Below are 25,004 nucleotides of genomic sequence, written 5' to 3' on the forward strand. Positions count from 1 at the left end.
GGGAGGTCGTGTGCCGCACGGCAACGTCACGTTTCCCTTCAATTATCAGTAAACTCATCTGAGTCAGAGGTTTCGGAGTATGCGGAGGCGCGCCATGGCAGGCCCGGGGGCTTACGTATTCGGGGATGAGGAACGGCGCGAGGTCGAGGACGTCCTCACAAGCGGGCACCTATCCCGCTACGGTTCCGCCGACGATCCCGGCTTTACTCAGAAGGTGCATACCCTCGAACAGGAATTCGCCGCGCACTGCGGTGTCGCGCACGCGGTCGCGACAAGCTCTGGAACCGGCGCCCTGCTCATCTCGCTGCTCGCCGCGGGCATTGGGCCCGGCGATGAGGTCCTGGTACCGGGCTTCACCTACGTCGCGACCATGGGCGCGATCGTCCATGCCCGCGCGGTGCCGGTGCTCGTCGAGGTCGACGAGTCGCTGACGATGGACCCCCAGGACCTGCGCCGCAAGATCACCCCCCGGACCCGGGCCGTGCTCGTCGTCCACATGCTGGGCAACGCGTGCGACATGCGCCAGATCCGCAAGATCGTCGAGGAACGCGACCTCGTCCTGATCGAGGACGCCTGCCAGGCCGGCGGCGGCAGCTATGACGGCCGCGCGCTCGGCTCCTTCGGGGCGCTCGGCGCTTTCTCGTTCAACCGGTACAAGATGATGTCGACCGGCGACGGCGGCATCGTGGTCACCGATGACCAGCGGCTCTACGAGAGGGTCTTCGCCCTGCACGACCAAGGGCACATCCCTCTGCGAGCCGGCGGCAAGATGGCGGGGCACGCCCGCAGCCTGATCGGACTGAACTTCAAGATGAACGAGTTGACGGGGGCCGTCGCGCTCGCCCAGCTACGCAAGGTGGACGGGATCGTCGCGACCCTGCGGGAGAAGAAGGCGGCACTGCGGGCGCGCATCCCGGACCTGCCCGGTGTGCGCCCGCGGGTGCTCAACGACCCGGCCGGGGACTGCGCCTCACTGCTGACCTATCTGTTCGACGAGCGGGAGCACGCCGAAGCGGTGGCGGCACGCCTCGGCGTTCGCACGGTGGCCGGCTCGGGCTGGCACGTGTACGGGCTGATGGACCAGATCGTCGAGCATAAGACCCCCGTGCCGGGCTGGTCGGAGCCCGCCCGGTACGCCCAGCCCGGCGACCTGCCGCGCACCGACGACATCCTTGGCCGCGCGATCAACATCAGCGTCGGAGTGGTCGACAACGGCATCGGTGCCGGTTTCGGTATCAACATCGCCTCCTCGGACGCCGAGATCACCTTGGTGGCGGAGCGATTCGCCGCTGCCTGCGAGGCCGCATGAGCGCGGCTCGCGGCGTTCCGGTCACGTCCGCTTCCCCGTCCGTGCGCCTTGGCCTGATCGGCTTCGGCAAGCTCGGTGCCGTCCACGCCCGGCACATCGCCGACTGCCCGGGCGCGGACCTCGCCGCGGTGTGCGACACCGAGTCCGCCGCACTCGAATGGGCCGCCGCCGAGCACGGCGTGCCGGTCACCACCGACCTGGACGAGTTCCTCGCCATGCCGTTCGACGGCGTCGTCATCGCCTCAAGTACCCCGGCGCACGCCGGGCACATCCTGGCCGCGGCCCGTGCGAACAAGGCGATCTTCGTAGAGAAGCCGGTCTGCCTGACCCTGCGGGACACCGACCTCGTCCTTCAGGAGGTCGTGGACGCGGACGTGCCGTTCCAGATCGGCTTCCAGCGCCGCTGGGACTCCCGCTACCTGCGCGCCAAACGGATCATCGACTCCGGCGACATCGGCGAGCCGGTCCTGTTCAAGACGCACGGGCGCGACCCCAACGCCTCCGATCCGGCGAACTGGGGCCTGGACCGCAACGGCGGGCTGTTCCTCAACTGCGCGATCCACGACTTGGACGCGGCCCGCTTCCTGCTGGGCCGCGAGGTGCGGAGCGTGACCGCGACCGGCGCGGCGCTGGTGCACAAGGGCTTGCGGGACAAGGGCGACATCGACACCTGCTCGATCGCCCTGCACCTCGGCGAGGACGCGATGGCGCTGACCGAATGGAGCCGCTACGCCTCTTACGGCTACGACATCGCGATGGAGGTCGTCGGCACCGAGGGCATGGTGCAGTTCGGCCGCGAGCGCGACTGGGCGGTGCTCGTCCGGCCGTCGGTGCGTGACGGGGCCTCGGTGTTCGACGTGTTCGGCGACGCCTACCGGAACTCCATTGAGGCGTTCGCCGCATCCGTCGCCAAGGGGACGCCGACCTCGCCGGGTGTGGAGGACGCCCGGACGGCCCTCCACATCGCGCTGGCCGCCCGGCGCTCGTTCGAGACGGGGCAGACCGTGCCGGTGGAGGCTCTGCCGCCGCTGACCCGTGGCCGTGCGGCCGGGTCCCGCGCGGGCGCCGTGCGGGAGCTGCCCGCCTGATGGCATCGCGGCGATGCTTGTGCGATATGAGGCGCGAGCACGCGGGAGCACCGTGACCGGGCGTGGCGCGAGCACCCTGGCCACGGGTTCGGCGAAGGAGGTCCCGTGAACGGCTGGGCCGCCCTGGTCGCGGTCGGGGCCGGCGGCTGCTTCGCGCTCAGCGCCGCCTTGCAGCACCACGCGGCGCACCGGGAGGTTCGCGACGACGTCCTGGCACCTCGGACGATGGACCCTCGGCTGCTGATCCGCCTGGTGCGCCGGCCGCTGTGGCTGGGCGGCCGCCTGGCCGCCGTCCTCGGCGTCGTCCTGCAAGCCCTCGCCCTGCGTGCCGCACCGCTGTCCCTCGTGCAGCCGCTGCTCATCATCGGCCTGGCGTTGTGCGTCGTGCTCGAACCCCGGCTCGGGGGCGACCGCGCCGACCGGCAGACCCTCGGCGCCGCGTTGCTGGCCACGAGCGGTCTGACGGTCTTCATGGTCGTCGCCGAGCCCGGGGCCGGCAGCGGCACGCTCACGGCGGCCACGATGGGCGTCGTGGCCGGGGCGTGCGCGCTGGCGATCGCCGGATGCCTGGCCGTGGCCCGGCGGAGGCCCAACACGGCGGGCGCCGCGCTCGGGATCGCCACCGGCATCGCGTTCGGGCTCACGGCCGCCGTGCTCAAGGCGGGTATGGGAGCCTTCGATGACCCGGTCGCGCTTGTGACGGGCTGGGCGCTCTACGCCTACCTCGGCTGCGCGGTCGTGGCCCTGCTGCTCAACCAGAACGCTTTCCTGACCGGATCGCTGACCACCCCGCTGACCGCGATAACGCTGAGCGAGCCGCTGACGGCCCTGCTCATCGGGCTGACAGCCTTCCAGGAGCACGTCGACGTCACGGGCCCACGAGCGGTGCTCATGCTGGGCGGCCTCGTCGCGATGGCCTACGGTGTCCACCGGCTCGCGGGGTCTCGCCCGACCGCCCCGTCCCCGCCCGTGTCCACCAGGCCAGAGCCCACCCAGAACCCCTCCAGAAGCCCCGAAACATAGGCTGAGCGCGCGACCGGTAATGTGACGATATTGTGAAGTCAAGAAGCGAGTCAACCTCGTCTTTTTCGACTCACTATCTGTCTTGAATTGTTTGACGATGGTATTCCAAACTGCCTGATCTTGCACTCGCGCCCGTCCATTATGTGCTGCTCGGAAACGCGGCCCTGAGTGCGAGCGGGCATCCTGCCGTACTCTGCGCCGCCGGGTCGGTGGGCCGCTTCCGGTAGGCCGCCGCGTGCTGCGCGCCGGGGTCCCGCTGGGTGACGCCCTCGTTGCGGCCGCCGTCCCGGCAAGTTCATTCTCTCCGCCCCTATTCACTTGGCCGAGGAATGGGTAGAATAAAGGCACCTAGGAAGGGATCGTCGTGACATTTACCGTGCCTTCGCCTGCTGGCTTCTTCACGTCCTGGATCGACGGATCGTGGCGCGAAAGCGACACGCAGTACCCGGCGATCAACCCCGCCACGGGCCGGTCGTTCGCCACCTTGGCGGCGGCCTCGACAAGCGACGTGGATGCCGCCGTCGCCAGCGCCGGGGCGGCCTTCCGCAGGACTCGCGACACACGGCCGGCCACCCGCGCCGAATGGTGTCGCTCAGCCGCCCAGGTGCTGCTCGCCTCGCACGAGGAACTCGCCGAGGTGCTCTCCACCGAACACGGCAAGCCGATTGCCGAGGCCCGCGGCGAGATACTGTTCGCGGTCCGCGGGCTGGAGATGGCCGCGGAGTCGGTTCTCGCCCTGGGCGGGGAGACGCCGCAGGTGCAGGACGCGAACAAGCGGACGATCGTGCGCCGCGAGGGACTGGGCGTATGGGCGGTCATCACCCCGTGGAACTTCCCGGTGAACATTCCGGTCGAGTATCTCGGCCCGGCCCTCGCGTCCGGCAACGCCGTGGTGTGGAAGCCGGCTCCCACCACGGCCGTCGTGGCGGCGAAGTTCCGGGAAATCCTCCTCGCGGCGGATTTTCCGCAGGAATTGCTGCAGTTGGTGATCACGAACGAGGTCGCGGTCGCCAGCCATCTGGTGACGCACCCGGGAATTGTCGCGGTCGGCTTTACCGGTGGCAGCGGGACCGGGCAATCCATCGCCAAATCGGCCTGGGACAAGAAGCTCCTGCTGGAGCTGGGCGGAAACTCGCCCATCGTGGTTCTCGGTGATGCCGACCTCGAAGTCGCCGCGGCGGCGATCTCGAACGCGGCGTTCTGGAACGCCGGCCAGGTGTGCAGTGCCGCCGGCAAGGTGCTGGTGGCGGCGTCGTGCGCGGACGAGCTCACCCGGCGGCTCGCGAAACGCGCCGCGGACACGGTTCTGGGGTCCCCGCTGGATCCCGGGGTCACCATGGGTCCGGTCCACTTGGAGTCCAGCATCGCTCGGTACGACCGGTTGATCGAGGACGCCCAGGAGCACGGTGCGGACGTCGTGACCGGGGGTGAGCGGATCCAGGACCGGGACGGCTTCTTCTTCCCGCCCACTGTCGTCACCTCCGTCGGTCGTGACGCCGCCCTCTTCACCGAAGAGACCTTCGGCCCGGTCGCCTCGCTGTCGGTCTTCGACGACGAGGAGGACATGGTCGCGGCCGCGAACGCCGGCGATTACGGGCTCGTCGGCTCGCTGTTCACGACCGACCTCTCCAAGGGCTTCCAGATAGGCGAGCGCATCGACTGCGGGCTGGTCGTGGTCAACGACTCCTCCAACTACTGGGAGTTCAGCCTGCCGTTCGGTGGCGCGGCCGGACGGCGGTCTGGTCGGGGCCGGCTTGGCGGACGCTGGGTCATCGACGAGTTCAGCCAGGTCAAGACCCTCGCGATCGACGTCCGGTGACGTACTCGGGGTGACCTACCCGGAGGGCAGGGCGACGTCCCGCTCGGTCAGGGCCGCGACCTCCTCGAAACCGAAGCCGGGTGCGACGGTTTCGAGGAGGAAGCGGCCCTCCTGCCAGCCGAGGACGCCGTTCTCCGAGTGGAGCACGATGTCGCGGCCCTCGCGCCGGGTGGGAACTCGATCTGTTGACCTGGCAGTTCTCGATCAGGGTGGTGGAGCGGTACGGGCCGCTGCCGAGGGATAGACCTTGTTGATCGTCATGGTGTTTCCTTCCCGCCGGTGAGGCTCGGGTCCGCGAGCACTGCCTCCTGGTCTTGCCCCAGGGCCGGTGCCGGAGCCGGGTCCGGCGGAACGTAGCCGCGCATCGTGAGCGGGAACCCCTTGCGGCGGGAGTCGCCGTCGCCCAAGAAGACCCGTCGCTCACGAAACCGTGGTTCGCGCCCGCGCTCGGCCGCCGAGAGCACCGGCGCGTTGGCCACTCCCGCCTCGGTCAGGGCGCGGGCGCATTCCGCCCGCGGACGAACGCGGGTCCACACCCCGATCAGCTCGTCCACGAGAGCCTCGTGCTCCCACCACCACTCCTCGGATCTCCCCGTCAGCTCCTCGGGCGCGACGAGTCCCGCCAGCGCGTCCCGTTCGGCCTGACGGCGGCACGCGACCGCGACCCATTGGCCGTCACCCGCGCAGGGGTAGACGTCGTGGGGGGTACCGCTGGGGCGCCGGTTACCGGTGGGTACGGGAAGCGCGCCCGTCGCCGTGTGCTCGGCGATCCGGTCGGCCAGGGTCCAGCTGATGAGCTCGCGCTGCGAGAGGTCCAGGTGGACGTCGCGGACGCCGCGTTCCAGGCAGTACGCGACCAGGCCGGCGCCGAAGAGGGATGCCGCTTGGTCGGGATAGTTGACCTCGGCGGACGACCACATCGGCCCGCCGCCCAGGTATCCCGTCACGGAGGCCAGCCCTGACAGGAGGTCGAGCGTCGACCCGTACGACCTGCGGCCGGCTTCGGGGCCGTTCTGCCCCTGGCTGGACAGGGAGAGGTAGACGAGCCGCGGGTTGACCGCGCGCAGGGTTTCGAAGTCGGCCCCCAGCCGCTTGGTCACGCCCACGGTGAAGTTCTCGATCACGACGTCCGCCCGGGCGGCCAGCCGGTGCAGCATTTCGCGACCGGCCTCGGTCTTGAGCTCCAGCACCACAGCCAGCTTGCCCGCGTTGTTGGACTCGAACATGGGCGAGATGTCCCGACCGTTCGCGCTCGGGGGTTGGCCCGCCACCGGCCATTGCCGGAACGGGTCCGGATGGCTCGCCGACTCGACCTTGATCACCGTGGCGCCGTAGTCGGCGAGAAGGCGTCCGGTGGCCGCGCCCGCCGTGATCGTCCCGAGGTCGAGAACGGTCACGCCCGCGAGCGGCGCCACAGATCCGTTCCGGGGGGACGACCCCTCACGAGGGGCTGGAACAGGCGTGTGGACGGTCGGTGTCGACGGCGGTTGCCGCCCGGCGTGCTTCCACGCCTGCGCTGCTAGTCCCCCGTCACCGAGCGCTGGTGGCGGTCCGGAGCGCCACGGCAGTCCCTCGGCGCGAGCCGGGGGCCCGACGGGTGCGACCGTTCTCCCGTCCTGGCGCGGCCCGCGGAAGAAGCTGCGCGACCCGTACTGCCGGTCGCCATGCAGGTCGCCCAGGTCGGCGCTGAAGCCGACGGCGAGTCCCAGCGCCTGCGCGCGCTCGTAGACCGTCCGCTTGGGCAGACGTGCCGCCCACCTCTCGATCACCGGCCACCCCTGCTCCTGATCGGGGGCCGACGCCGGCGCCGACTCGCCGGCGAGTTCGATCAGCAGGTCCCACTGCTCGGGCTGGAAGATGATGCCGACCCAGCCGTCGGCCGCGCGGACGATCCGCCACTGCCCCGCGGTGGCCCCCGTGCGCGTCGGCGCGGTACCGGCGACGGTGGTCTCGATGTCGCTCTTCCAGTCGATGTACGCCGCGACATCGCACAGGGCGACGTCGACGACATCGCCCTGCGCGACGTGCGCGCGGCGGCGGAGGGCGAGCATGCCGCCGAGGAAGCCCGCGAAGGCGGCGGCGTGCGCCGCCTGTTCCCCGCCGAGGCTCAACGGGGGACGGTCCGGCTCGCCGATCATCGAGGCGAGGCCGCCGTAGCACTCGGCGAGCAGGCTGTCGCCGGGGTGGTCCGAGCGCGGGTCGTCCAGGCCCGCCGCCGTGATGCTCACGGCGACGAGGCCCGGCCAGGCGCCGCGGATCTCCGGCGCGGTCAGGCCGACGGCACGTGCCCGGGCGGGGCCGAGGTCGGTGAGCAGGAGGTCGGCACGGTCCAGTAGGTGGCCCAGTGCCGTCCGGCCGTCCGTCGTGTCCAGATCGACGACCACGCTGCGCTTGTCCGCGTCGAGGCTGGAGAAGGCGAAGCCGACGCCGTGCTCGTCCAGGGGTCCCTGCGTCCTCAGCGCGTCCCCGCCGGGCGGCTCGCACAGGATCACGTCGTGTCCCAGCCCGGCCAGGAGCCTGCCGCAGACCTTCGCGGCCACGCCGCTGGAGAGCTCGACGACCCGCAGCGCCGTATCCGGGCCGTGCCGCCGGTCGCCGTCCAGCTCCTCGTCTGGTCGTGTCATCGGCTAGCGCGCCGACTCGGTGGCGCCCGGATCGGAGCGCTCCCACTCCCAGCCGCCCTCGGGACGGGGCCAGTTCAGCACGGTGGCCGCCGTCCGGCCGAGTATCCAGACCTTGTCCTCCTCGCTGAGGAAGTCGAGCGTGTACCGCACGTGGTCGAGGTTCTCCCGCCAGGTCGCCCCGCGCACCCGCGTCGTGTCCGAGGCCCACATGAGCCGCTGCGGCCCGTACGCGTCGTAGACACGGCGCAGCGTCGGGGTCAGCGACGGATAGGGGTACGGCTCGGCCGTGTAGTCGGGGATCGCGGAGTACTTCATGTAGACGTTCGGGTACTTCACGAGCGGGAAGATGTCGTCGATGTGCGCCCAGAGGTCCTGGGTCAGCGGGTCACCGATGATCAGGCCCATGTGGTCGACGATCAGCCGCAGGTCGGGGTGCCGCTCCGCGATCGCGGCGACCTTGCGGACCTCGGGGCCGTAGATCAGCAGCATCAGGGGAATGCCGAGCCGTTCCGCGGCCTCCCAGAACCACGGAAACGTGTCGACGTCGATCCAGTCGCGTCCGCGGAAATCCGGGTAGCTCATCCGGATGCCGCGCATCCAGGGGTTGTCGAACCAGTGCTCGATGCGCTCCCGGTCCGGGTCCCAGAGGTCGAACCTGCCCATCACGCCGAACCGTCCGGGGTGCTCAGCGGCCCAGGCGAGCTGCGGCGAGTTGTCGTTCCCCGCCCAGATGGCCGGGACGATCGCCACGGCGTCGATGCCGAGTTCGTCCATCCTGGGCAGGATCTGCTTCGGCGTGGACTCAGGTTTCCCGGTGTAGGTCTCGCCGATGTCCGGCCAGGGCCGGTCCGGGGTGTTGGGCAGGAACATATGGATCTGGGTGTCGAGGATGAACATGCCTCTCCCTCATCAAGGTCGCCGAACGGTCGCTCCGGCCGGAGACGGCGCCCGCGGAGTGAACGAGACGTTCCGGTACCAGAGCCGCCACGGCGTCGTGTGCCTGGCCCAGGAGGCGGGGCCCGGCGTCCAGGTGTCCGCCTCTATCAATGTGCGCAGCGTCGCGTGGACCTGCTCGTCGGTGGCGCCCGCCAGCTCGTAGACGGCGAGGTAGCGCGGGCAGCCGGGTTCCGGGTGCTCCAGTGCGTGCCGCAACGTGTACTTGGTCCCTCGGCTGAAGCCGCCGACGGCCGTTGCCTCAGGCATGTGGACGTTGGTGTAGAAGTCGTCGAATGCGGCCAGCTCGTCGCCGACGTCCGCCGGCGGGTCGATCCCGATGATGTAGATCGCGCCCGGGGTGCCCGTCGAGGGCGAGGTCTCCGCGTCCTTCTCGTAGATCACCCGCCATCGGTGGGTGAGCAGCTCCGGCCAGAGCGGCGGGTCGTCGCTGTAGGCGGGACGGGTGCCCTCGGCGGCGGTCGTCTGGGCGAGGTATGCGGTGGCCGCCTGCTCGCTCTCGACCTCGTAGGCGGCCAGGTACGCCCCGCCGAGGTCACCCCGCGCGTCCTGCCTCTGGAGTGCGTAGCGGTGCGCGGACGCGAAGCCCGGATACCTCGCGAGGACCTCGGGAATGTGCGTCTCGTCGTAGAACCGGTTGAACCGCGCGACGTCCGCCGGGTCCGAGCCGGCGAAGTCGAGGGAGATCCAGTACAGGAAGCTGCTGGAGAAGGGTGCCGCTGTCATTGCCCTCCGTTCTTGCCCACGGCCCGGCGGTAGGTCGCCGCGCCGTCGGAGAGGACGTCGCTTCGGGCCTGGATCTGCGCGCGGACGTCCTCGCCGTAGTGCAGCGCCGTGGTCCAGTCCGAGATGTGCTGGGGGATCTCGTGCAGCGCCCGCTTCGACCAGTCGAGGCTGACCGGGTCGAACCGCGCGACACCGCGGGCGAGCTCGACGGCGGCGTCGGCGAGCTCGGCCAGCGGGACCGCCTCGTTGACGAGTCCCCACTCAGCGGCGGTGGTGCCGCTGATGCGCTTGGTGGTCAGCACCATCCAGGCCGCGCGCTTCGGCGAGAGACGCAGCTGGGTCGACGGCCCGGCGAGCCCGGGGTACAGGCCGAACCCGAGCTCCGGCATGCCGAGCTGGGCCTCGTGCGCCGCGATGGCGAGGTCGGAGGAGTTGACCAGCGTGACGCCCCCGCCGAGAGCGAACCCGTTGACCGCCGCGATGACGACCGCGGGATGGTGCCGGATCTTCTCCTGGACCGAGTGCCAGCTCGTCCGCCTGCCCTCGACCGTGTCGTCGGCCCCGGTACCCTCCTCGCCCGCCTCCTTGAGGTCGACACCCGAGCAGAAGGCGGTGCCGGCACCGGTCAGGATGATGACCCTCGCCGTCCCGTGGCAGGCGTCGAGGGCGTCCAGCAGCGCCGACCTCGCGGCGCGGCTCATCGCGTTGCGCTTCTCCGGCCGGTTGAGGGTGATTCGCGCGACGCCGTCGCCGAGGTCCTCGTGCAGGACGAGCTGTTCGTTCGCGTGCGCGCTCACTTGGCGGCCTCCGGGTGCTCGACGGCGAACTTGAGGATCGTCCGCTCGCTGAAGCCGGGCTGGAACACGGCGCGGACGGGCAGGTCGAGGGCGAGCTCCTCCGGCGCCTCGACGAGCGTGCTGATGACGGCCGGACCCTCGTCGAGCTTGATGTAGGCCACCAGGTACGGCCTGACCTCGTCGAATTCGCTGAAGTACCTCTGGTGCATCCTGATCCAGGACCACAGCCGCCCCTTCCCGCTGACCTCGCGCCAGCTGAAGGAGCCGGAAAGGCAGCGCGGACACACCTCGCTGTCGGGGAAGCGGTACTCGCCGCACGCGTCGCAGGACTGCAGCCGCAGCTCGTTCTCGGCCAGGCCGTCCCAGTACGGCCGGTTCGCCGGGACGATCTCCGGCAGCAGCCGCTCGTAGCTCTCGGCGCTCATCGCGCGGCCGCCTCGTCGTTGGTGAGGATGTGCGAGGTGACGATCGGCGACGCGCACATGTACTGCACCGTCGCGCATCCGGGCACCTGCCTGGCACCCGCCTCGCCGCGCAGCTGGCGCACCGACTCGACGTGGTGCGCCCAGCCCTGCATGTAGCTCTCGCTGGTGTGCCCGCCTGCCGTGTTCAGCGGGCGCGGGCCGTCGTGGCGGATCTTCTTCTCGTCGACCCAGCGCCACCCTTCGCCGCGCGGCGCGTGGTTGAAGCCCTCCAAGGTGAACAGGATGGTGGGCGTGAAGTTGTCGTAGATCTGCAAGCAGTCGACCTCCTCCGGCGCGATGCCGGTCTGCTCGTACAGCCGGCTCGCCACGTCCTGGCAGGCGGAGTGGAAGAAGTCCTCCGCCGTGTAGTAGTTGGTGACGTGCGCCATGCCCGCCGTCGCGGCGACGCGCACCGGCGGCTTGCGAAGCGATCTCGCGCGCTCCATCGAGGTGACGATGAAGGCGACGGCACCGTCGTTGATGAGGCAGTAGTCGAGCAGTCGCAGCGGCTCGGCGATGAACCGGGACCCCAGGTAGTCCTCGCGGGTGATCTCCTGCTGGAGGACGGCGACCGGGTTGAGCGCGGCATGCCGGCGGTTGTTGATCGCCAGCGGCGCCAGCGCGTCCTCACCCGCCCCGTACATGTTCCGATATCGCTGGTACATCAAGGCGACGTAGGCGCCCGGCGAGGTCATGCCGTACATCTCGTCGTAGGCGGCGGTCGGGCCGCCGCCGTCGCCGCCGTACCTCACCTTCGACGACCGCCCGTTGTTGCCGTAGACGCACGCGACCACGTCGGCCATGCCGCTCCTGATCAGCGCGACGGCCTCTTGCAGGGCGATGCCGCTCATCCGCCCCGTCCCCTCAAGATCGTGGACGAAGCGAGGGTGCTTGAGGCCGGCCACGGTGGCCAGCCGCTCGTACCCCACGCGACAGGAGAGCAGGCCGTCGATCTCGTCCTTGTCGATCCCGCAGTCCTCGATCGCCTCCCGGAGGGCGCCGGCCGCCAGGGCGTAGGCGTCCCGGGGGCGATCCGTGGGGGCGTAGAGCGCGCGGAAGTCCGACTGCCCTACGCCCACGATCGCGATATCAGCTAGCTCATGCTGCATGCGTCTCTCCGGTCGGTTGGCCATTGCTTGCCCGACCGAGTCGGGCACGACTTCTCGGGGTGCGCCGCCGCGCGGTCAGGCCGGGCACGCGGCGAACCGGCACCCGCCCAGGGCGGTCAGGCTCCCGAGGCTCGTTCTTCTTCCAGCTTCGCGACGGCCGCCAGCGCCGACTCCTTCGCGGCCTCCACGTGGTACCGGGCGAGTTGGACGGCGCGTTCGGCGTCCCGGTCCGTGATCGCCGCGACGAGGTCGCGGTACTCCTGGTCGGATCTCTCCCGGCGTCCGGGAACGCTGAGCGACAGCCGGCGCAGCGCGTGGATGCGGGCGTGCAGCGGTGCGAGGGTGGACTCCAGCAGGGCGTTCCTCGCCCCCGCCAGCAACAGCTCGTCGAAATGGTAGATCGCGGAGAGCTGGTCGTCGTCGCTCTTGCCCGGCCGCGTGAGCTTGACCAGTTCCAGGACCTCGCTGTCCGTGGCGCGCTGGACGAAGAGCGACACGGCTTCGGACTCCAGCGCCGCACGCACCTCGTAGAGCTGGCGGACGTCGTCGCTGCCGAGCACCGCCACCCGCACGCCCTTTCTGCCCGACATCTCGACGAGGCCCAGCGCTTGGAGATGGCGGACCGCCTCGCGAATCGAGGTCCTGCTCACGCCGGTGAGCTCCATGAGCTCACGCTCGGTGAGCCGGCGCCCCGGCAGCAGCGTGCCTTCGAGGATGGCCTGCCGGACCCTGCGCACGACGAGTTGCGGAACGGTCTCCGCAGGGCGGTCGATCCGCAGGTCCGGTCCGGTCTCTGGCATGCCATCTCCTCACTTTGTATGACGTAATATAGTCATACCTTCGGGACGGGATCAACCTCCGGTGCACCTAGTGCACCGGCACGGTCACGGTGCACCTCAACCGCCGATGAACAGCGACAATGCCATCTTCTCGGCAGATCTTGTGCGCTCTCCACTGTTGACGCGGCCTAGTACGTCTGATTTGGTACGTCATACAAACACCACGGTCGGACAGGGTGACCTCCTGTTCACCGCACGTTCGCGGAGCACGGCACCCAAGGACACCCACCGACCTTGCTCCGGCCAACAGCTCCCATCCCACCCGCACCAGCGTCTTCCTAAGGAGGAAGGATGTTGAGTCGATCGGTCGGCAAGGGGCACAGGAGAGGTCCCCGGGTGCTCGCACCCGTTGCGGCCTTCGCCATGGTCGTCAGCCCCGCGGCCGCATGCTCCACGGGCTCGTCGGAGGGACAGGGGGGTGCGTCCGGGGGCATGCTCCGTGTCGGCGTGGTCGCCAGCACGATCTCCACCAACGACGCTTACTCCAACCTGAGATCCCAGGACTTCTACGTCCGCAACGCCACGCTGTACGAGCCGCTCGCCCACCGCACGAAGGACGGCGGTTTCCAGTGGGCGCTCGCCACCGGCATCACGCACAACAAGGACAACACCGAGTGGACGGTCAAGCTCCGTCCGAACGTCAAGTTCCACGACGGGAGCACGTTCGGCGCGGACGACGTCATCGCGGTCTTCAACCGGATCCTCGACAAGAAGAACGCGCTCATCGAGCGCAACTACGTCGACTTCATCGATCCGAAGGGCATCGAGAAGGTGGACGACCTGACGGTGCGGTTCAAGCTGCCCAAACCGTTCGGGCCGTTCGAGTTCGCCGTCTCCAACAGCAACATCATCTTCTATAAGAAGGGATCCAAGCCCGCGCAGGCGATGGGGACGGGTCCGTTCAGCCTCGTCTCGTTCACCGCCGGGCGGGAGACGGTCGTCAAGAGGTTCGACAACTACTGGGGGCCGAAGCCCAAGGTCGACAGGGTCAAGCTCATCAGCTTCAAGACCGCGGAGGCGTCGACCAACGCGCTGATCGGCCGCCAGATCGACGCGAGCTCCAACATCCTCCAGACCTCGCTCCCGACGATCGAGAAGACGCCTGGCCTGAAGGTCATGAAGAGCGACGTGAACCTGAAGGTCAGCATCGGCATGCGCGCCGACACCCCGCCCTTCAACGACGTGCGCGTCCGCCAGGCGATGCGGCTGATCATCAACCGCAAGCTCGCGCTCTCCAACGCCTTCGACGGCCTCGGGGAGGTGGCGAACGACCACTCGGGCTTCGACCGCTGCCTGCCGGACGTCCCCCCGCGGGACCAGGATCTCCCCCAGGCCAAGAAGCTGCTCGCGGACGCGGGGAAGTCGAACCTCAGCATCAACCTGGAGACCGCGGCGAACAAGCCCGGCATGCTCCAGCTGGTCCAGATCCTGGCCGAGGACGCCAAGAAGATCGGCGTGACCATCAAGGTGCAGAAGATGGAACTGGGCGCCTACCTGGAGAAGTGGGGTAAGCGGACGTTCTACACCGGGTACGACACGCGTCCTTACCTGGAGGGCGTGCCCGAAATGATCAGCAACGACGACACGCTCAACCACACGCACTGGCACGACCCGGAGTTCGAGTCGCTGGCCAAGAAGCTCTACGCCACCTCCGACGCGCAGCAGCAATGCGACATCCAGAAGAAGATGAAGAAGATCGAATACGAGCGGGGCGCGAGCATCCTCGCCGCCACGAACCCCACGGTGAGCGTGTACTCCTCGAAGGTGCAAGGCCTCATCCCTGAATTCCCCTCGGGGAACCTGTACGACTTCACCAAGGTCACCATCGACTAATGAGCAGGTAGGGCGGTGTCGCGAACCGGAGTTCGCCCTCCTCGGAGGCGAGGGGGCATCTCCGCGTTCCGCCACCGCGGAGTCGTGGCCAGGGAGCGTCTGCTCATGGCGTTCCGAGCCAGTGGCTGCCCTCGGACCGGACAGTCATGAGCAGACACCCCCCTAGCCCAAACGACGACCGGACACGTTGAACGGGATTGTTGCAATGGCTATTGAGACAACGACCGGCAACGCGGTCGAGGCCGCCCCGCCCACGAGCCGCCCCCGGCGGGCCGCCCTCGCGTGGCCCATCGGCCGGCGTGCCCTGACGGGCGTGGTGACCTTGTGGTGCATCTCCGTCATCGTCTTCATGGCGACACAGGCGATGCCCGGCGATGTCGCGCACATCATCCTCGGGCCCGGGGCGTCCACCGACCAGGTGGCCCAGCTGAATCAGAACCTGGGCCTCGACCAACCGCTGCTCAGCCAGTACTGGGAATGGCTGAGGAACGTCCTCACCGGCAACATGGGCGACTCCCTGGTCAGCGGCCAACCCGTGTCCGAGCTCCTCTCCGAACGGGTCTTCAACTCCGCGACGCTGACCGCGATAGCGATGGTCTTCATCATCCCGCTGTCCCTCGTGATCGGCCTGCTCGCGGCCGTCTTCCGCGACAAGCTGTTCGACCGGTCCTACCTGGGCACCTCGCTCGTCGTGACGGCGACCCCCGACTTCGTCATCGGCAGCCTCGTGATCGCCCTGTTCGGCACCGTCGTCTTCAAGGTCCTTCCCCCGGTCTCGCTGATCCCCCCGGGCGACGCGCCCTGGCAGCATCCGCGGCAGCTCGTGATGCCGCTCGCCGTCATGGTGCTCGTCGGGGTCACCTACCTCTCGCGCCTCGTGCGCGTCTCCTTCATCGACGTGCTGGAGAGCGAGTACGTGCAACTCGCGATCATCAAGGGCCTGTCGATGCGGCGGATCCTGTTCCGGCACGCGCTGCCGAACGCACTCGCACCCAGCATCCCGGCGGCGAGCATCATGGCCGCCTACACCATCGCGGGCTCGGTCGTGATCGAGTACCTGTTCGCGTACCCGGGCATCGGCTCGGCGCTCGTGGACGCCGTCGCCGGCCACGACCTGCCGATGATCCAAGCCATCATCATGCTCATGGCGGTCGCGTTCTTCTGCTTCAACCAACTCGCCGACGTGCTCGGAACCCTGAACAAGTCTCGCTAACAGACGAAGGAGCGTGCGGCCATGATCCGAACGCGACCCAGGGAGCAGGTGGTCCAGGCTCCGCCCAGGAATCTCACCCGCCGCGTCCTGACCTCCCGTCAGACCCGGCTCGGTCTGATCATGCTGCTCGCCATGATCCTCTTCGCGATCATCGGCCCCTTCTTCGCGCCGCACTCGCCGACCGCGGTCCTCGCGAAGCCGTACGCACCGCCCGGCGACGGCCTGCTGCTCGGCGCCGACTCGCTGGGCAGGGACATCGTCTCGCGCATCCTCAGCGGCGGAGCCAACCTGACCTGGATGGCCATCGTCGCCACGTTCGGCGGCGTGACGCTCGGCACCGCCATCGGGCTGATCGCGGCCTTCGCGGGCGGGATCGTCGACACGATCCTCATGCGGATCATCGACGTGATGCTGACGTTCCCGACGATCATCATGGCGATCCTGTTCATCTCGATGGTCGGGCCGAGCCGGGTGATCCTGGTGGTCCTGGTCGCGATCGGCCTGACGCCCGGGATGTCGCGCGTGATGCGCGGCGCGGCGCGTCCGGTGATCAGACGTGAGCACGTCATGTGGGCGCGGACGATCGGGCTCTCGTCCCGCCACATCCTCATGCGGGAGGTGCTGCCGAGCGTGACCTCCCCGCTCATGGTGGAGATCGGGCTCAGGCTCATGTGGTCGGTCGTCGGCCTCGCCTCGCTGAGCTTCCTCGGCTTCGGCGTCCAGCCACCCGCCTCCGACTGGGGGCTCATGGTCAGCGAGAACAAGGACGGCCTCGCCACCCAGCCGCTCGCGGTCTTCATTCCCGCCGCCTGCCTCGCCCTGTTCACGATCGGGGGCAATCTCTTCGCCGAAGGCGCCGCACGCGTGATCGGCCGCACTGAAGGGACGCGTTCATGAAGGCGGTCGAAGTCACCGGACTCACCGTTGCCCTCGACGACGGCAGCGTGATCGCCGACGACGTGTCCTTCGGCCTGGAGAGCGGCCAGGTCATGGGTCTCGTCGGCGAGTCGGGCTCGGGAAAGAGCACGGTCGCGCTCGCACTGCTCGGCTTCGCCAAGGCCGGTGCGAACATCACCGGCGGCAAGGTCGTGGTGGGCGGTGTCGACCTGCTCGCGCTCGCACCGAACGAGTTGCGCGAAGCGCGCCAGAAGCTCATCGGCTTCGTGCCCCAGGACCCCGCGACGGCGCTCAACCCGGCGATGAGGATCGGCACCCAGCTGACCGAGGGAATGCCCGGTACCAAGAAGGAGAACCTGCCGAGGATCCGCCAAGTCCTCGAAACCGTCGGCCTGCCCTCGGACGACGCCTTCCTGCGACGCCACCCCCAAGAGCTCTCGGGCGGCCAGCAGCAGCGAGTGGCGATCGCCATGGCCGTGGGCAAGGGACCGAAGCTGATCGTCTTCGACGAGCCCACGACCGGCCTGGACGTCTCCACCCAGGCGAGGGTCCTGGAGATGGTCGCCCGTCTCTGCGCGGACAACGGCATGGCCGCCGTCTTCGTCTCGCACGACCTCGCGGTCGTCGGCGCCGTCGGCGACCTGGTGACCGTGATGTACGGCGGGCAGATCCTGGAGACCGGATCGCGCGAGGAGGTCCTGCTCTCCGCCGCACACCCCTACTCCATCGCGCTGCTCGAATCGGTCCCGTCGACACGTCAGCGGTTGCCGCTCGTCTCCATCCCCGGTCGGGCGCCGGCGGCCGGAGCCGAGTTCGACGGCTGCGTGTTCGCCGACCGCTGCGCGTTCGTCGAGGACCGCTGCCGTGACTCCGCGCCCCCGCTACTCGTCACGTCCACGGGAAGCGCGGCACGCTGCGTCCGTGTCGACCACGTTCGGCAGAACCAGACGTGCCTGGTCAAGGAGCCCCTGCGACGTGTCGAGAGCAGAGGGGAGGACAGCGCGTCCGTCCTCAGCGTCCGGGATCTGAACGCCTCCTACGACCGAACCCAGGTCTTGTTCGACATCTCCTTCACCGTCGCTCCCGGCGAGTGCCTAGGGGTCGTGGGCGAATCGGGCAGCGGCAAGACGACCATGTCCCGCTGCCTGATCGGGCTCCACGAGGAGCAGTCCGGCAGCTTCGAGATGAATGGGAAGCCGCTTCCGCCACGGTTGCGGGACCGGAGCAAGGCCGTCAAACAGCAGCTCCAGTACGTCTTCCAGAACCCCTACGGTTCGCTGAACCCCCGCGAGACCGTCGCGACCGCGGTGGTGGTACCGCTGAAGCACTTCTACGGAGAACGGGGCAAGGCCGCCCGCAACAGGGCCAAGGAGGCCCTTGAGCGCGTGGAGATCCCGTGGCGGCTCGCGGACCGCTACCCCGCCGAGCTGTCGGGCGGCCAACGCCAGCGGGTGGCCATCGCCCGTGCCCTTGCCTGCAACCCTTCGCTGCTGATCTGCGACGAGGTCACCTCGGGTCTCGACGTCTCCGTCCAGGCATCCGTCGTCGAACTGCTCCGCACGCTGCAGGACGACGGGCTGAGCATGATCTTCATCACCCACAACCTCGCCGTGGTGCGCAGCATCGGCGACCGCGTCGTCGTCCTGAGCCAGGGGCGCGTCGTGGAGTCGGGAGCGGTCGAGTCGGTGCTCACCTCACCGCAGCACGCCTACACCCGCGGGCTCCTCGCCGACACACTCGACGTCGACCGTCCCGACACCGAGACGAGCGACCTCCCAGGATGAGCCCGGCGCCCACGAGCGGGAAGTGGTGATGGCATCGCCGGAAGTCAGGCCGCGGCGGTGTTCCTCCACGACCAGCACCCACTGGAAGACCTCGTCGCCGCCGTCATCGCGCAGGCCCAGCAGGCCCCACCAACGCTGGACTTCAGCGCAGAGGCGGACATCCTGGTCTCCGCCGCAGTGTCTCTCGGCTCCGCCAGGGGCCGCACCCCGGTAGGCAACGACGCGGGACGCGCCACATGCTCGCGGAGCGCGAGTGCTAGCAGAGCAGCGTGGGCGGGGCGGTGTTGCGGGCCGAGGCCCACAACACCGCCCCGCCGCATGTCGTCGGCGGTCAGGTGGCCGGGGCCAACTCAGCGGCGTGGTCGGCCGCCCACCGCGCGAGCGTGCGGCCCTTCCTTCCGGTCACCTGCTCGAACGTGGGTGAGACCGCGGGGGGTTCCTCGGCGTACTCGGCCTGGTAGCCCAGGATGAACTCGGCGATCTGCGGTGGGAGCCCGGCCTGGATGTAGGCATGGCGGGCCTGCCCGTAGGTCAGCGCTTCGAACGCGATCGCACGGCCGAGCCCGGTGCCGATCGCCTCCGCCTGCTGCCGGTGGGTGAGCGCCTGCGGCCCGGTCAACGAGTACGCCTGACCCGCGTGACCGTCCTGCAGCAGGGCGATCGTCACGATCTCGGCGATGTCGGCCTCGTGGATCGGCACCCCGACGCCGTCGGGGTAGGCGTTGCGGACCACGCCCTCCTTGCGGATGGACTCGCCCCAGAAGTCGAGCTTGTTGACGGCGAACTCGCCGGGCCGCACGTGGGTCCAGTCCGCCCCGGACTTCTCGACGACCTGTTCCACCGCGTGCAGCACCTCATAGAAGTCGGCCCGCCGTGTCGTGACGCCAGAGCTGGTCAGGGACACGATCCGGGCGACCCCGGCCGCCACGGCGCGGCTGACGAAGGCTTCCGCGAGATCGGTCGCGTGCTCTGGGTCGAAGATGCCGGGGATGAGGAACACCCCCTGCACCCCGTCGAACGACAGGTCGCCCGGACGGTTCACATCACCCTGCACAACGTCGACGCCGCCGGGCAGCCCGGCGGCCTCGGGGTTGCGGGTGAGCGCCAGGACGGGCCGTCCGGCCGCGACGAGCCGATCGACCACATGCCTGCCCACGGTGCCAGTCGCTCCGGTCACCAGGATGGTCATGGAGAACCTCTTTGTGTGGAAGAACGATGGACGCGGGCCCGCTGCCCAAGACGGTAGGACAGGTCCGGTGGACCTCGCATATGGAACGTTCCCACCTGGCCTTCTGTGGCCGTCCGGCTGCCCCGCCGACGTCGGCCGCGGACCTGACCCCGCACGAGCTGCGCGCGCCCCTGGTCACCGCACTCCTGGACCAATCCCCTTCGGAGCCAAGGCGAGGAGATCGCGAGCATTACCGGCCCTGCCTGAAGAAGACTCCGACGGTCGGGACGCCGATTCGCCTCCCACCGAAGGTCAAACTGGTGACCACCACGCCATGCTCGGACGCGTAGGACGTGCTCCCGGAACGACGGCACATGAGGCCGCCGTCCCCGTCCGCTCAGGACGTGGAGAACCGGGCGGCGCCTTCCCTCTCCAGCCAGGTCTCGAAGTCCATCAAGCCCGGTGATCCCCAAGTGATGGACGCGACCGTGGCCGCCTGCGCCCAGCGCGGCATCGGGATCAGCGCGCACCCCGGATTCCCAGACCTGGTCGGCTTCGGGCGCCGCGCGATGGACCCCACCGCCGTGAGGTCGAGCACCTCACGGGGATCGAAGATGATGTTGTTGAGGAACAGGGCGTAGTCGAACTGGTCATCGGGGACGTCCAGCGCCCGCATCACGCTGCGCACCGGACGCTCCCACGCGTCCCTGACCGCGCCGATCACCTCGTCGCCACCGCGCGGCCGCTCCAGGAAGCCCTGGCGGGACCGGAGATGGATCGTCGCGGTGCCGTAAACCGTCAGCAGCCGTCCCCACTCGCGCACGACGTCCTCGAACAGCGCCTTCCCGGTCTTAGGGGCAGTCATGGCTGCAGTCCCGCAGAGCGACGATGACGTCGTGCAGATAGATCTTGAGCAGTTCCTCAAGTGACGAGAAGTACCGATAGGCCGTCGCGGGCGACAATCCCGCCTGCTTCGCGATGACGGGCACGGACACATTCTCCGGGTCGGTGCGCAGAACCTCCCGGCGGCGTCCAGCAACCGCCGGCGGTTGCGCGCCGCGTCACTGCGCAACCGAGTCCGCGAAGCGTCGCACGTGGGCCTCAGCTCCTGCCTCCCGAGTACGTCTGCCGATCCTCATCCCCGAGGAGCCTATTGGCAGCCCACCCGGCGCCCGCCATCCTGCACCGACCGCACAAGAAGGCCCTCGCTCGACGGTTCCGGCGCCGCGTTGGAGAGTGCTCCGCAGGGGCAGAGGATCTCAAGCCAGGAGATAGCCGGTCTCCGCAACCAGACGGAGTACTTGGCCCAGTCGGCCGTCAACACGGCGCCGCTGGGCGAAGTACCACTAAACACCGCAGCTCTGGTCGATGAGGCAGAGGGCTGATCGCGGTGGCCAGGGCAGAGTTTCCCCTCATAGACCGGGTGATCCGGTGGGCCTCCGCGGCCAGCGTCATCGTGGTGGCCGGAATCGCCGCAGTGATCAGCTACAAGCACATGTACCACCTGGTGCTGCGGTACGGGGAAACGTCGTGGACGGCGGCGCTGCTGCCGGTGAGCGTGGACGGCATGCTCGCGACGACCAGGTCGGCCAGCGCCTCCCGGCGACCTCCCACTCGTGTGACACGTTCGGCCGCAGTCCCGCCGTGTGCCAGGTATCGTGCACCGTCGCGTCCGCCGCTGGGAAGAACACCAGTCGTACAGTTCGCCATGGGAGGCGTCGGCCAACTGGAGACACTCTCTATTCAAGGAGGGTGTCGAGGTCCTCGGGCCCGAACCCGGCATCGAGCAACACCTGCCGGTCATCCTCCGGGATCCAGCCCCACAACTGGGCGGTCACGGCGACCTCACGGTCGCGGGGGTGCGGAAGATCGAACCCGGTGAGGGGCGTGTCCTCCGGGTGGTGGAACAGGAACCGGCGGGCGCTGTTGACCGTGCACGAGTTGCTGTATAGCGCCACTGCGGCGACCCCGGCAACACGGACGTCACGCCCGTGGGGCGAGATCTCGGGCGGCACGGCGGATGGTAGGTACATCGCCAGCGAGTGGCGGCGGGTCAGTGGCGCATGGAGGACGGTCGCGTTCTCAACACCGGTCCCCATGCCCATCCGGGTCGCGTCGGCGTTCGGGACGACAAACACGGGATGGTCGCTGGTCGCGAGGGCCTTCCGCTGGAACACGGTGAGCATCCAGGAGCGGTCTAGGAGTGACTGCGTGACGCGAGGCAGCAACTGCGCCAGGTGCCGCACGTGGTGGTTCGCGTGGACCCGCGCGCGGAGCGGGTTCTTGAAGAGGTCGACCCATTCGCGGTCGACGGTGTCGTCGTCGGCCGGTTCGCCTGAGGCGGCGAGGGCCTCGCGCACCCGTCGGCGTCCGCCTATGATCGTTTCGAGGAGGAGCGCGTGGGTTGCGATCTCGCTCATGGAGTTCCGCACCCCGCCACCGCGCAGGAGTTGCAGCGCCAACCACGCGGCCATGGCGACCCGGTGCTCCTCGGGGAGCGGCCACACCCCGGCGGCGAGTTCGCGCCACGCGTCGGCGGCGAGTGTCTCGATCTGGGAGAGGGCCTGTTCCGCGAGGCCGGACTCGTGCCCGTCGTTGTCGATGACCGTATAGAAGTTGGTCTGCACCGAGGCGTTCGCGATGTTCTGGGTGAAGGTGCGGTCACCCGGCAACATGACCGTTGCGACCCGCTCACGCTCGTCGGCGAAGTACCGCAGATAGAACTTCGACACGACGTGATGGCGCCTCGCCTGCTCCGGCACGTCCCCCCTCAACACCCGTTCTATCCGGCAGAGGTCAGGCTAGGACGCCCCACCGACACGCCGCCCGCGTCCGAGTGAAACCTCCAATTCCGACGGTTCCGAGCCCTCGCGGTGGCTGGCATCTGCCATGTGATGACGGACGAGTATGACGACGGCATCATCGCCAAAGTTACCCGGGCGGCCGACCTGCTGGAGCACCTCCAGGCCATGCAAGCGGAACTCCGCGAGGGCCGCCAGTACGCGCGCCGCGACAATGCACGCGGCGACGAGACCAACCCGATCGTGTGGGTTGAATGGGCGGTGACCAAGGCCACCGCGCCGCTGCCCCTGGCGTTCAGCGCCCTACTCGGCGACGTCATCAACAACCTCCGCGCCGCACTCGACTACTCCACCTGGGCCGCCGTCGACGGAGGCATCCGGGAGACCAACCCTGAGCACTGCGCAACTACGGCGCGGGGGTGCCGGAGGGCGCGCCGCTCCCGATCTGGGCCGAACCGGAGCGGCTGCCCGGCATCGAGTTCCCCACCCTCCTCATCCACGGCCGCGACGACCCGGGCCGTGCCGTTCGAGACCTCGCTCTTCCTGCTCTCCGCCATCCCCGAGAGCCGCCTGGTGGTCCTCAACCGCTGCGGGCACTGGGCGATGATCGAGCACGCCGCCGAGTTCAAACCGGCTCGTCATCGACTTCGTCCGCAACGCCCCTCCTCCCGCCCGGTGAGGGCGGGGTTCTCCATGGGGAGAGGGGTGTCCAGGGCGGCGGTCACGTTGTGAACGCGCCGGCCCTGGACACCCCTTCGGTCGGACGGTCTCCGGGTCAGCGCCGGAGAGCGATGTTCCGGTAGTAGTGCTTCAGGATCTTGGAGTGGTTCCAGCCCGCCCTGGCCTTGTCACGGGAGCCGTACTGCGACATCCAGTGCCCGTCCCGCCAGGCGGGGCACGCCGTCGAGGTCGTGCAGTACTGGGCCTGGAGGATCTTCCCGCCGCGGGTCATCCGGGTCTTCCACGTCGCGTCCACCGCGGCGCTCGTCGACGGCAGCGCGGATCCGGGCTTGTACACCTGGCTCGACACGTCGTCGTAGACGTCGAAGCACGCGCCCCACGACGTCTTGCGCGTCGAGTGCAGAGCCCAGTACCAGCCGTAGCTCTTGACGGCCATCGCCCCGGCCCGCAGGGATTCCTTCGGCCAACTCGCAAACCACTCGTTGGGCAGGACGTTCTTGACGTAGTCCTTGAACTTCACCCGCTTCACTTGCTTCTGGGACCTCATGTACACGAGGATCGTCGAGGGCGGCTTGGAGTTCGTGGCGTCCGTCTTGCATCCGGGGTCCAGCAGGTTGTGCGAAGCGTTCTGCTTCTTCAGCCTGGAGTTCAGGTTGCCCTTGGTGCCCTTCTTGAAGTCCTGGTGGGGGCCTTTGTAGTTGCTGTTGTAGTGCACCCGGACGGTCTTGCCGGTGCGGTTCCACACTGAGGTCGCGTTGTTCTTGATGCACTTGCCCTTGCCTGCGCCCGGCCCCTTGAAGTCGTAGCACGTCGGCTGCTTGTCGTCGTAGTCGGCGACCGAGTTCTTGAAGTCCGAGACCGAACCCTTGTTGTTGCTGCTGTAGTAGTAGCAGAACTCGCCGTTCTCGCATTTCCCGTTGCGCGCCGCCGCCGAGGCGGGCGCCGCGGTGACGGCGAGCATCGTCCCGCCGAGAACCAGCGCGGTGGTCACCGCGGTGAGCCGTGAGACCAGCCGTAAGATTCGTGTGGACACGGTCGTCCTCCTTTCCATAAAGGATCGTTGGCGTTATCGGACGTTGTAACCCTGGCTGCGCCAGAACGCGTTCGGGTTCGGGTTGTCCAGCCGCTCATCGCTGCTCGGGGACGCGTGCGTGTGCCGCTCGGGGCGCATTTCGACGTGGGTGTGCGTGGCCGAGCTTGACGACACTCCGCGCCACGCCTCGTCGCCGATGACCTGGCCCTTCTTGATCGACTGGCCGGCGCGCAGGGAGTTGCGCGGATCGGTGTGCAGGTAGATCACCGTCTTCCTCAGCTTGGTGTTGTAGATGGCGATCGTGGAGAGCCCCGACGAGCCGTTGTGCCCTTCGTGAATGCGGGTGATCTTGCCGTCCAGCAGGGCGTAGACGTTCGAGCCGCGGCTGCGGGCGAAGTCGATGCCCTCATGCCGGCCGGACCTGCCGTGGTAGCCGTCGAAGGGGCAGGTGAGCCGTCCGCCGCGGGTCTTGTAGAGCGCGTACGACATGTTCACGCGCTTCTTCGGCGCGAACTCGTGTGAGGCGTTCTGCTTCTTCAGTCTGGGGTTCAGGTTGCCCTTGGTGCCCTTCTTGAAGTCCTGGTGGGGGCCTTTGTAGTTGCTGTTGTAGTACACCCGGACGGTCTTGCCGGTGCGGTTCCATACCGAGGCCGCGTTGTTCTTGATGCACTTGCCCTTGCCTGCGCCCGGCCCCTTGAAGTCGTAGCACGTCGGCTGCTTGTCGTCGTAGTCGGCGACCGAGTTCTTGAAGTCCGAGACCGAACCCTTGTTGTTGCTGCTGTAGTAGTAGCAGAACTCGCCGTTCTCGCATTTCCCGTTGCGCGCCGCCGCCGAGGCGGGCG

At 68.7% G+C, this 25,004-nt stretch carries 23 protein-coding genes; 10 read left to right on the forward strand and 13 right to left on the reverse strand.

What is annotated here, in order from left to right; genetic code table 11:
* The first annotated feature begins 94 nt into the window (after positions 1-94).
* The 4 genes from E1298_RS05690 to E1298_RS05705 all read left to right on the forward strand — a co-directional run bounded on the left by E1298_RS05690 (position 95) and on the right by E1298_RS05705 (position 5,239).
* Positions 95-1,309 (forward strand): DegT/DnrJ/EryC1/StrS family aminotransferase, encoded by a 1,215-nt coding sequence (locus tag E1298_RS05690; protein WP_165975318.1) that lies wholly within the window; start codon positions 95-97, stop codon positions 1,307-1,309.
* Positions 1,306-2,397 (forward strand): Gfo/Idh/MocA family protein, encoded by a 1,092-nt coding sequence (locus E1298_RS05695; RefSeq protein WP_131889692.1) that lies wholly within the window; start codon positions 1,306-1,308, stop codon positions 2,395-2,397. Before E1298_RS05690 ends, E1298_RS05695 begins: the two co-directional genes overlap by 4 nt.
* 105 nt (positions 2,398-2,502) lie before the next feature.
* Complete coding sequence (locus tag E1298_RS05700; protein ID WP_131889693.1) at positions 2,503-3,420, forward strand: DMT family transporter; 918 nt, start codon at positions 2,503-2,505, stop codon at positions 3,418-3,420.
* A 364-nt stretch (positions 3,421-3,784) separates the two neighbouring features.
* A complete protein-coding gene (locus E1298_RS05705) occupies positions 3,785-5,239 on the forward strand; it encodes an aldehyde dehydrogenase family protein (protein ID WP_165975319.1) in 1,455 nt (484 codons plus the stop codon).
* A 15-nt stretch (positions 5,240-5,254) separates the two neighbouring features.
* Here E1298_RS05705 and E1298_RS51115 read toward each other — a convergent pair whose 3' ends face one another.
* The 8 genes from E1298_RS51115 to E1298_RS05740 all read right to left on the reverse strand — a co-directional run bounded on the left by E1298_RS51115 (position 5,255) and on the right by E1298_RS05740 (position 12,713).
* Positions 5,255-5,386 carry a hypothetical protein gene (locus tag E1298_RS51115; RefSeq protein WP_279497818.1) on the reverse strand — a complete coding sequence of 44 codons (132 nt, stop codon included), beginning with the start codon at positions 5,384-5,386 and terminating at the stop codon, positions 5,255-5,257.
* A gap of 110 nt (positions 5,387-5,496) precedes the next feature.
* Positions 5,497-7,863 (reverse strand): CoA transferase, encoded by a 2,367-nt coding sequence (locus E1298_RS05710; RefSeq protein WP_131889695.1) that lies wholly within the window; start codon positions 7,861-7,863, stop codon positions 5,497-5,499.
* 3 nt (positions 7,864-7,866) lie between these two features.
* Complete coding sequence (locus tag E1298_RS05715) at positions 7,867-8,760, reverse strand: amidohydrolase family protein (protein ID WP_131889696.1); 894 nt, start codon at positions 8,758-8,760, stop codon at positions 7,867-7,869.
* Between the two features lie 12 nt (positions 8,761-8,772).
* Entirely contained in the window at positions 8,773-9,543 is a 771-nt protein-coding gene (locus E1298_RS05720; protein WP_131889697.1) for a DUF4286 family protein, read from the reverse strand.
* Positions 9,540-10,340 (reverse strand): enoyl-CoA hydratase/isomerase family protein, encoded by an 801-nt coding sequence (locus tag E1298_RS05725; RefSeq protein WP_131889698.1) that lies wholly within the window; start codon positions 10,338-10,340, stop codon positions 9,540-9,542. The genes E1298_RS05720 and E1298_RS05725 overlap by 4 nt, the downstream gene beginning before the upstream one ends.
* Positions 10,337-10,765: a Zn-ribbon domain-containing OB-fold protein gene (locus E1298_RS05730; protein ID WP_165975320.1), complete on the reverse strand. Its 429-nt coding sequence runs from the start codon at positions 10,763-10,765 to the stop codon at positions 10,337-10,339. Before E1298_RS05730 ends, E1298_RS05725 begins: the two co-directional genes overlap by 4 nt.
* Positions 10,762-11,913, reverse strand: coding sequence for a thiolase family protein (locus tag E1298_RS05735; protein ID WP_131889700.1), 1,152 nt, complete (start codon positions 11,911-11,913; stop codon positions 10,762-10,764). The genes E1298_RS05730 and E1298_RS05735 overlap by 4 nt, the downstream gene beginning before the upstream one ends.
* A 116-nt stretch (positions 11,914-12,029) precedes the next feature.
* The gene (locus tag E1298_RS05740) at positions 12,030-12,713 is read right to left on the reverse strand and encodes a GntR family transcriptional regulator (protein WP_131889701.1); all 684 of its coding nucleotides are present in this window, start codon (positions 12,711-12,713) and stop codon (positions 12,030-12,032) included.
* Between the two features lie 471 nt (positions 12,714-13,184).
* On the opposite strand from E1298_RS05740, the gene E1298_RS05745 reads away from it, so the two are divergent.
* From E1298_RS05745 to E1298_RS05760, 4 genes are all read left to right on the forward strand, one after another.
* Positions 13,185-14,585, forward strand: a complete 1,401-nt coding sequence (locus tag E1298_RS05745; protein ID WP_165975321.1) for an ABC transporter substrate-binding protein — start codon at positions 13,185-13,187, stop codon at positions 14,583-14,585.
* 205 nt (positions 14,586-14,790) lie between these two features.
* Positions 14,791-15,798, forward strand: coding sequence for an ABC transporter permease (locus E1298_RS05750; protein ID WP_131889703.1), 1,008 nt, complete (start codon positions 14,791-14,793; stop codon positions 15,796-15,798).
* A gap of 21 nt (positions 15,799-15,819) precedes the next feature.
* Positions 15,820-16,695, forward strand: a complete 876-nt coding sequence (locus E1298_RS05755) for an ABC transporter permease (protein WP_131889704.1) — start codon at positions 15,820-15,822, stop codon at positions 16,693-16,695.
* The gene (locus E1298_RS05760) at positions 16,692-18,479 is read left to right on the forward strand and encodes an ABC transporter ATP-binding protein (protein ID WP_131889705.1); all 1,788 of its coding nucleotides are present in this window, start codon (positions 16,692-16,694) and stop codon (positions 18,477-18,479) included. The genes E1298_RS05755 and E1298_RS05760 overlap by 4 nt, the downstream gene beginning before the upstream one ends.
* 331 nt (positions 18,480-18,810) lie before the next feature.
* Here the strand turns inward: E1298_RS05760 and E1298_RS05770 are convergent, their stop codons facing one another.
* Positions 18,811-19,668, reverse strand: a complete 858-nt coding sequence (locus E1298_RS05770; protein ID WP_131889706.1) for an NAD(P)H-binding protein — start codon at positions 19,666-19,668, stop codon at positions 18,811-18,813.
* Between the two features lie 455 nt (positions 19,669-20,123).
* Between E1298_RS05770 and E1298_RS51730 the strand changes: the two genes are divergently transcribed.
* Positions 20,124-20,288 (forward strand): LamB/YcsF family protein, encoded by a 165-nt coding sequence (locus E1298_RS51730; protein WP_424923069.1) that lies wholly within the window; start codon positions 20,124-20,126, stop codon positions 20,286-20,288.
* A 210-nt stretch (positions 20,289-20,498) separates the two neighbouring features.
* Here the strand turns inward: E1298_RS51730 and E1298_RS49305 are convergent, their stop codons facing one another.
* Both E1298_RS49305 and E1298_RS50185 read right to left on the reverse strand, forming a co-directional pair.
* The gene (locus E1298_RS49305; protein WP_279497820.1) at positions 20,499-20,663 is read right to left on the reverse strand and encodes a helix-turn-helix domain-containing protein; all 165 of its coding nucleotides are present in this window, start codon (positions 20,661-20,663) and stop codon (positions 20,499-20,501) included.
* Between the two features lie 723 nt (positions 20,664-21,386).
* The gene (locus tag E1298_RS50185; RefSeq protein WP_243725411.1) at positions 21,387-22,409 is read right to left on the reverse strand and encodes a DUF4238 domain-containing protein; all 1,023 of its coding nucleotides are present in this window, start codon (positions 22,407-22,409) and stop codon (positions 21,387-21,389) included.
* 132 nt (positions 22,410-22,541) lie between these two features.
* Between E1298_RS50185 and E1298_RS49310 the strand changes: the two genes are divergently transcribed.
* Positions 22,542-23,180 (forward strand): alpha/beta fold hydrolase, encoded by a 639-nt coding sequence (locus E1298_RS49310; protein WP_207944465.1) that lies wholly within the window; start codon positions 22,542-22,544, stop codon positions 23,178-23,180.
* A gap of 43 nt (positions 23,181-23,223) precedes the next feature.
* Here the strand turns inward: E1298_RS49310 and E1298_RS05800 are convergent, their stop codons facing one another.
* Together E1298_RS05800 and E1298_RS05805 are read right to left on the reverse strand one after the other, a co-directional pair.
* Positions 23,224-24,162: a peptidase inhibitor family I36 protein gene (locus tag E1298_RS05800; RefSeq protein ID WP_131889709.1), complete on the reverse strand. Its 939-nt coding sequence runs from the start codon at positions 24,160-24,162 to the stop codon at positions 23,224-23,226.
* Between the two features lie 33 nt (positions 24,163-24,195).
* A partial coding sequence (locus E1298_RS05805) for a peptidase inhibitor family I36 protein (RefSeq protein ID WP_131889710.1) occupies positions 24,196-25,004 on the reverse strand: 809 nt, incomplete at its 5' end.

Source organism: Actinomadura rubrisoli, assembly GCF_004349215.1.
Lineage (GTDB): Bacteria > Actinomycetota > Actinomycetes > Streptosporangiales > Streptosporangiaceae > Spirillospora > Spirillospora rubrisoli.

Excerpts from the sequence above, each read along its gene's own strand:
- E1298_RS05720 (WP_131889697.1), bottom strand. The coding sequence starts at position 9,543 with ATGACAGCGGCACCCTTCTCCAGCAGCTTCCTGTACTGGATCTCCCTC.
- E1298_RS05730 (WP_165975320.1), bottom strand. The coding sequence starts at position 10,765 with ATGAGCGCCGAGAGCTACGAGCGGCTGCTGCCGGAGATCGTCCCGGCG.
- E1298_RS05695 (WP_131889692.1), top strand. The coding sequence starts at position 1,306 with ATGAGCGCGGCTCGCGGCGTTCCGGTCACGTCCGCTTCCCCGTCCGTG.
- E1298_RS05735 (WP_131889700.1), bottom strand. The coding sequence starts at position 11,913 with ATGCAGCATGAGCTAGCTGATATCGCGATCGTGGGCGTAGGGCAGTCG.
- E1298_RS05750 (WP_131889703.1), top strand. The coding sequence starts at position 14,791 with ATGGCTATTGAGACAACGACCGGCAACGCGGTCGAGGCCGCCCCGCCC.
- E1298_RS05740 (WP_131889701.1), bottom strand. The coding sequence starts at position 12,713 with ATGCCAGAGACCGGACCGGACCTGCGGATCGACCGCCCTGCGGAGACC.
- E1298_RS05690 (WP_165975318.1), top strand. The coding sequence starts at position 95 with ATGGCAGGCCCGGGGGCTTACGTATTCGGGGATGAGGAACGGCGCGAG.
- E1298_RS05710 (WP_131889695.1), bottom strand. The coding sequence starts at position 7,863 with ATGACACGACCAGACGAGGAGCTGGACGGCGACCGGCGGCACGGCCCG.
- E1298_RS05755 (WP_131889704.1), top strand. The coding sequence starts at position 15,820 with ATGATCCGAACGCGACCCAGGGAGCAGGTGGTCCAGGCTCCGCCCAGG.
- E1298_RS05770 (WP_131889706.1), bottom strand. The coding sequence starts at position 19,668 with ATGACCATCCTGGTGACCGGAGCGACTGGCACCGTGGGCAGGCATGTG.
- E1298_RS49310 (WP_207944465.1), top strand. The coding sequence starts at position 22,542 with ATGACGGACGAGTATGACGACGGCATCATCGCCAAAGTTACCCGGGCG.
- E1298_RS51730 (WP_424923069.1), top strand. The coding sequence starts at position 20,124 with ATGGACGCGACCGTGGCCGCCTGCGCCCAGCGCGGCATCGGGATCAGC.
- E1298_RS05715 (WP_131889696.1), bottom strand. The coding sequence starts at position 8,760 with ATGTTCATCCTCGACACCCAGATCCATATGTTCCTGCCCAACACCCCG.
- E1298_RS05760 (WP_131889705.1), top strand. The coding sequence starts at position 16,692 with ATGAAGGCGGTCGAAGTCACCGGACTCACCGTTGCCCTCGACGACGGC.
- E1298_RS05745 (WP_165975321.1), top strand. The coding sequence starts at position 13,185 with ATGCTCCGTGTCGGCGTGGTCGCCAGCACGATCTCCACCAACGACGCT.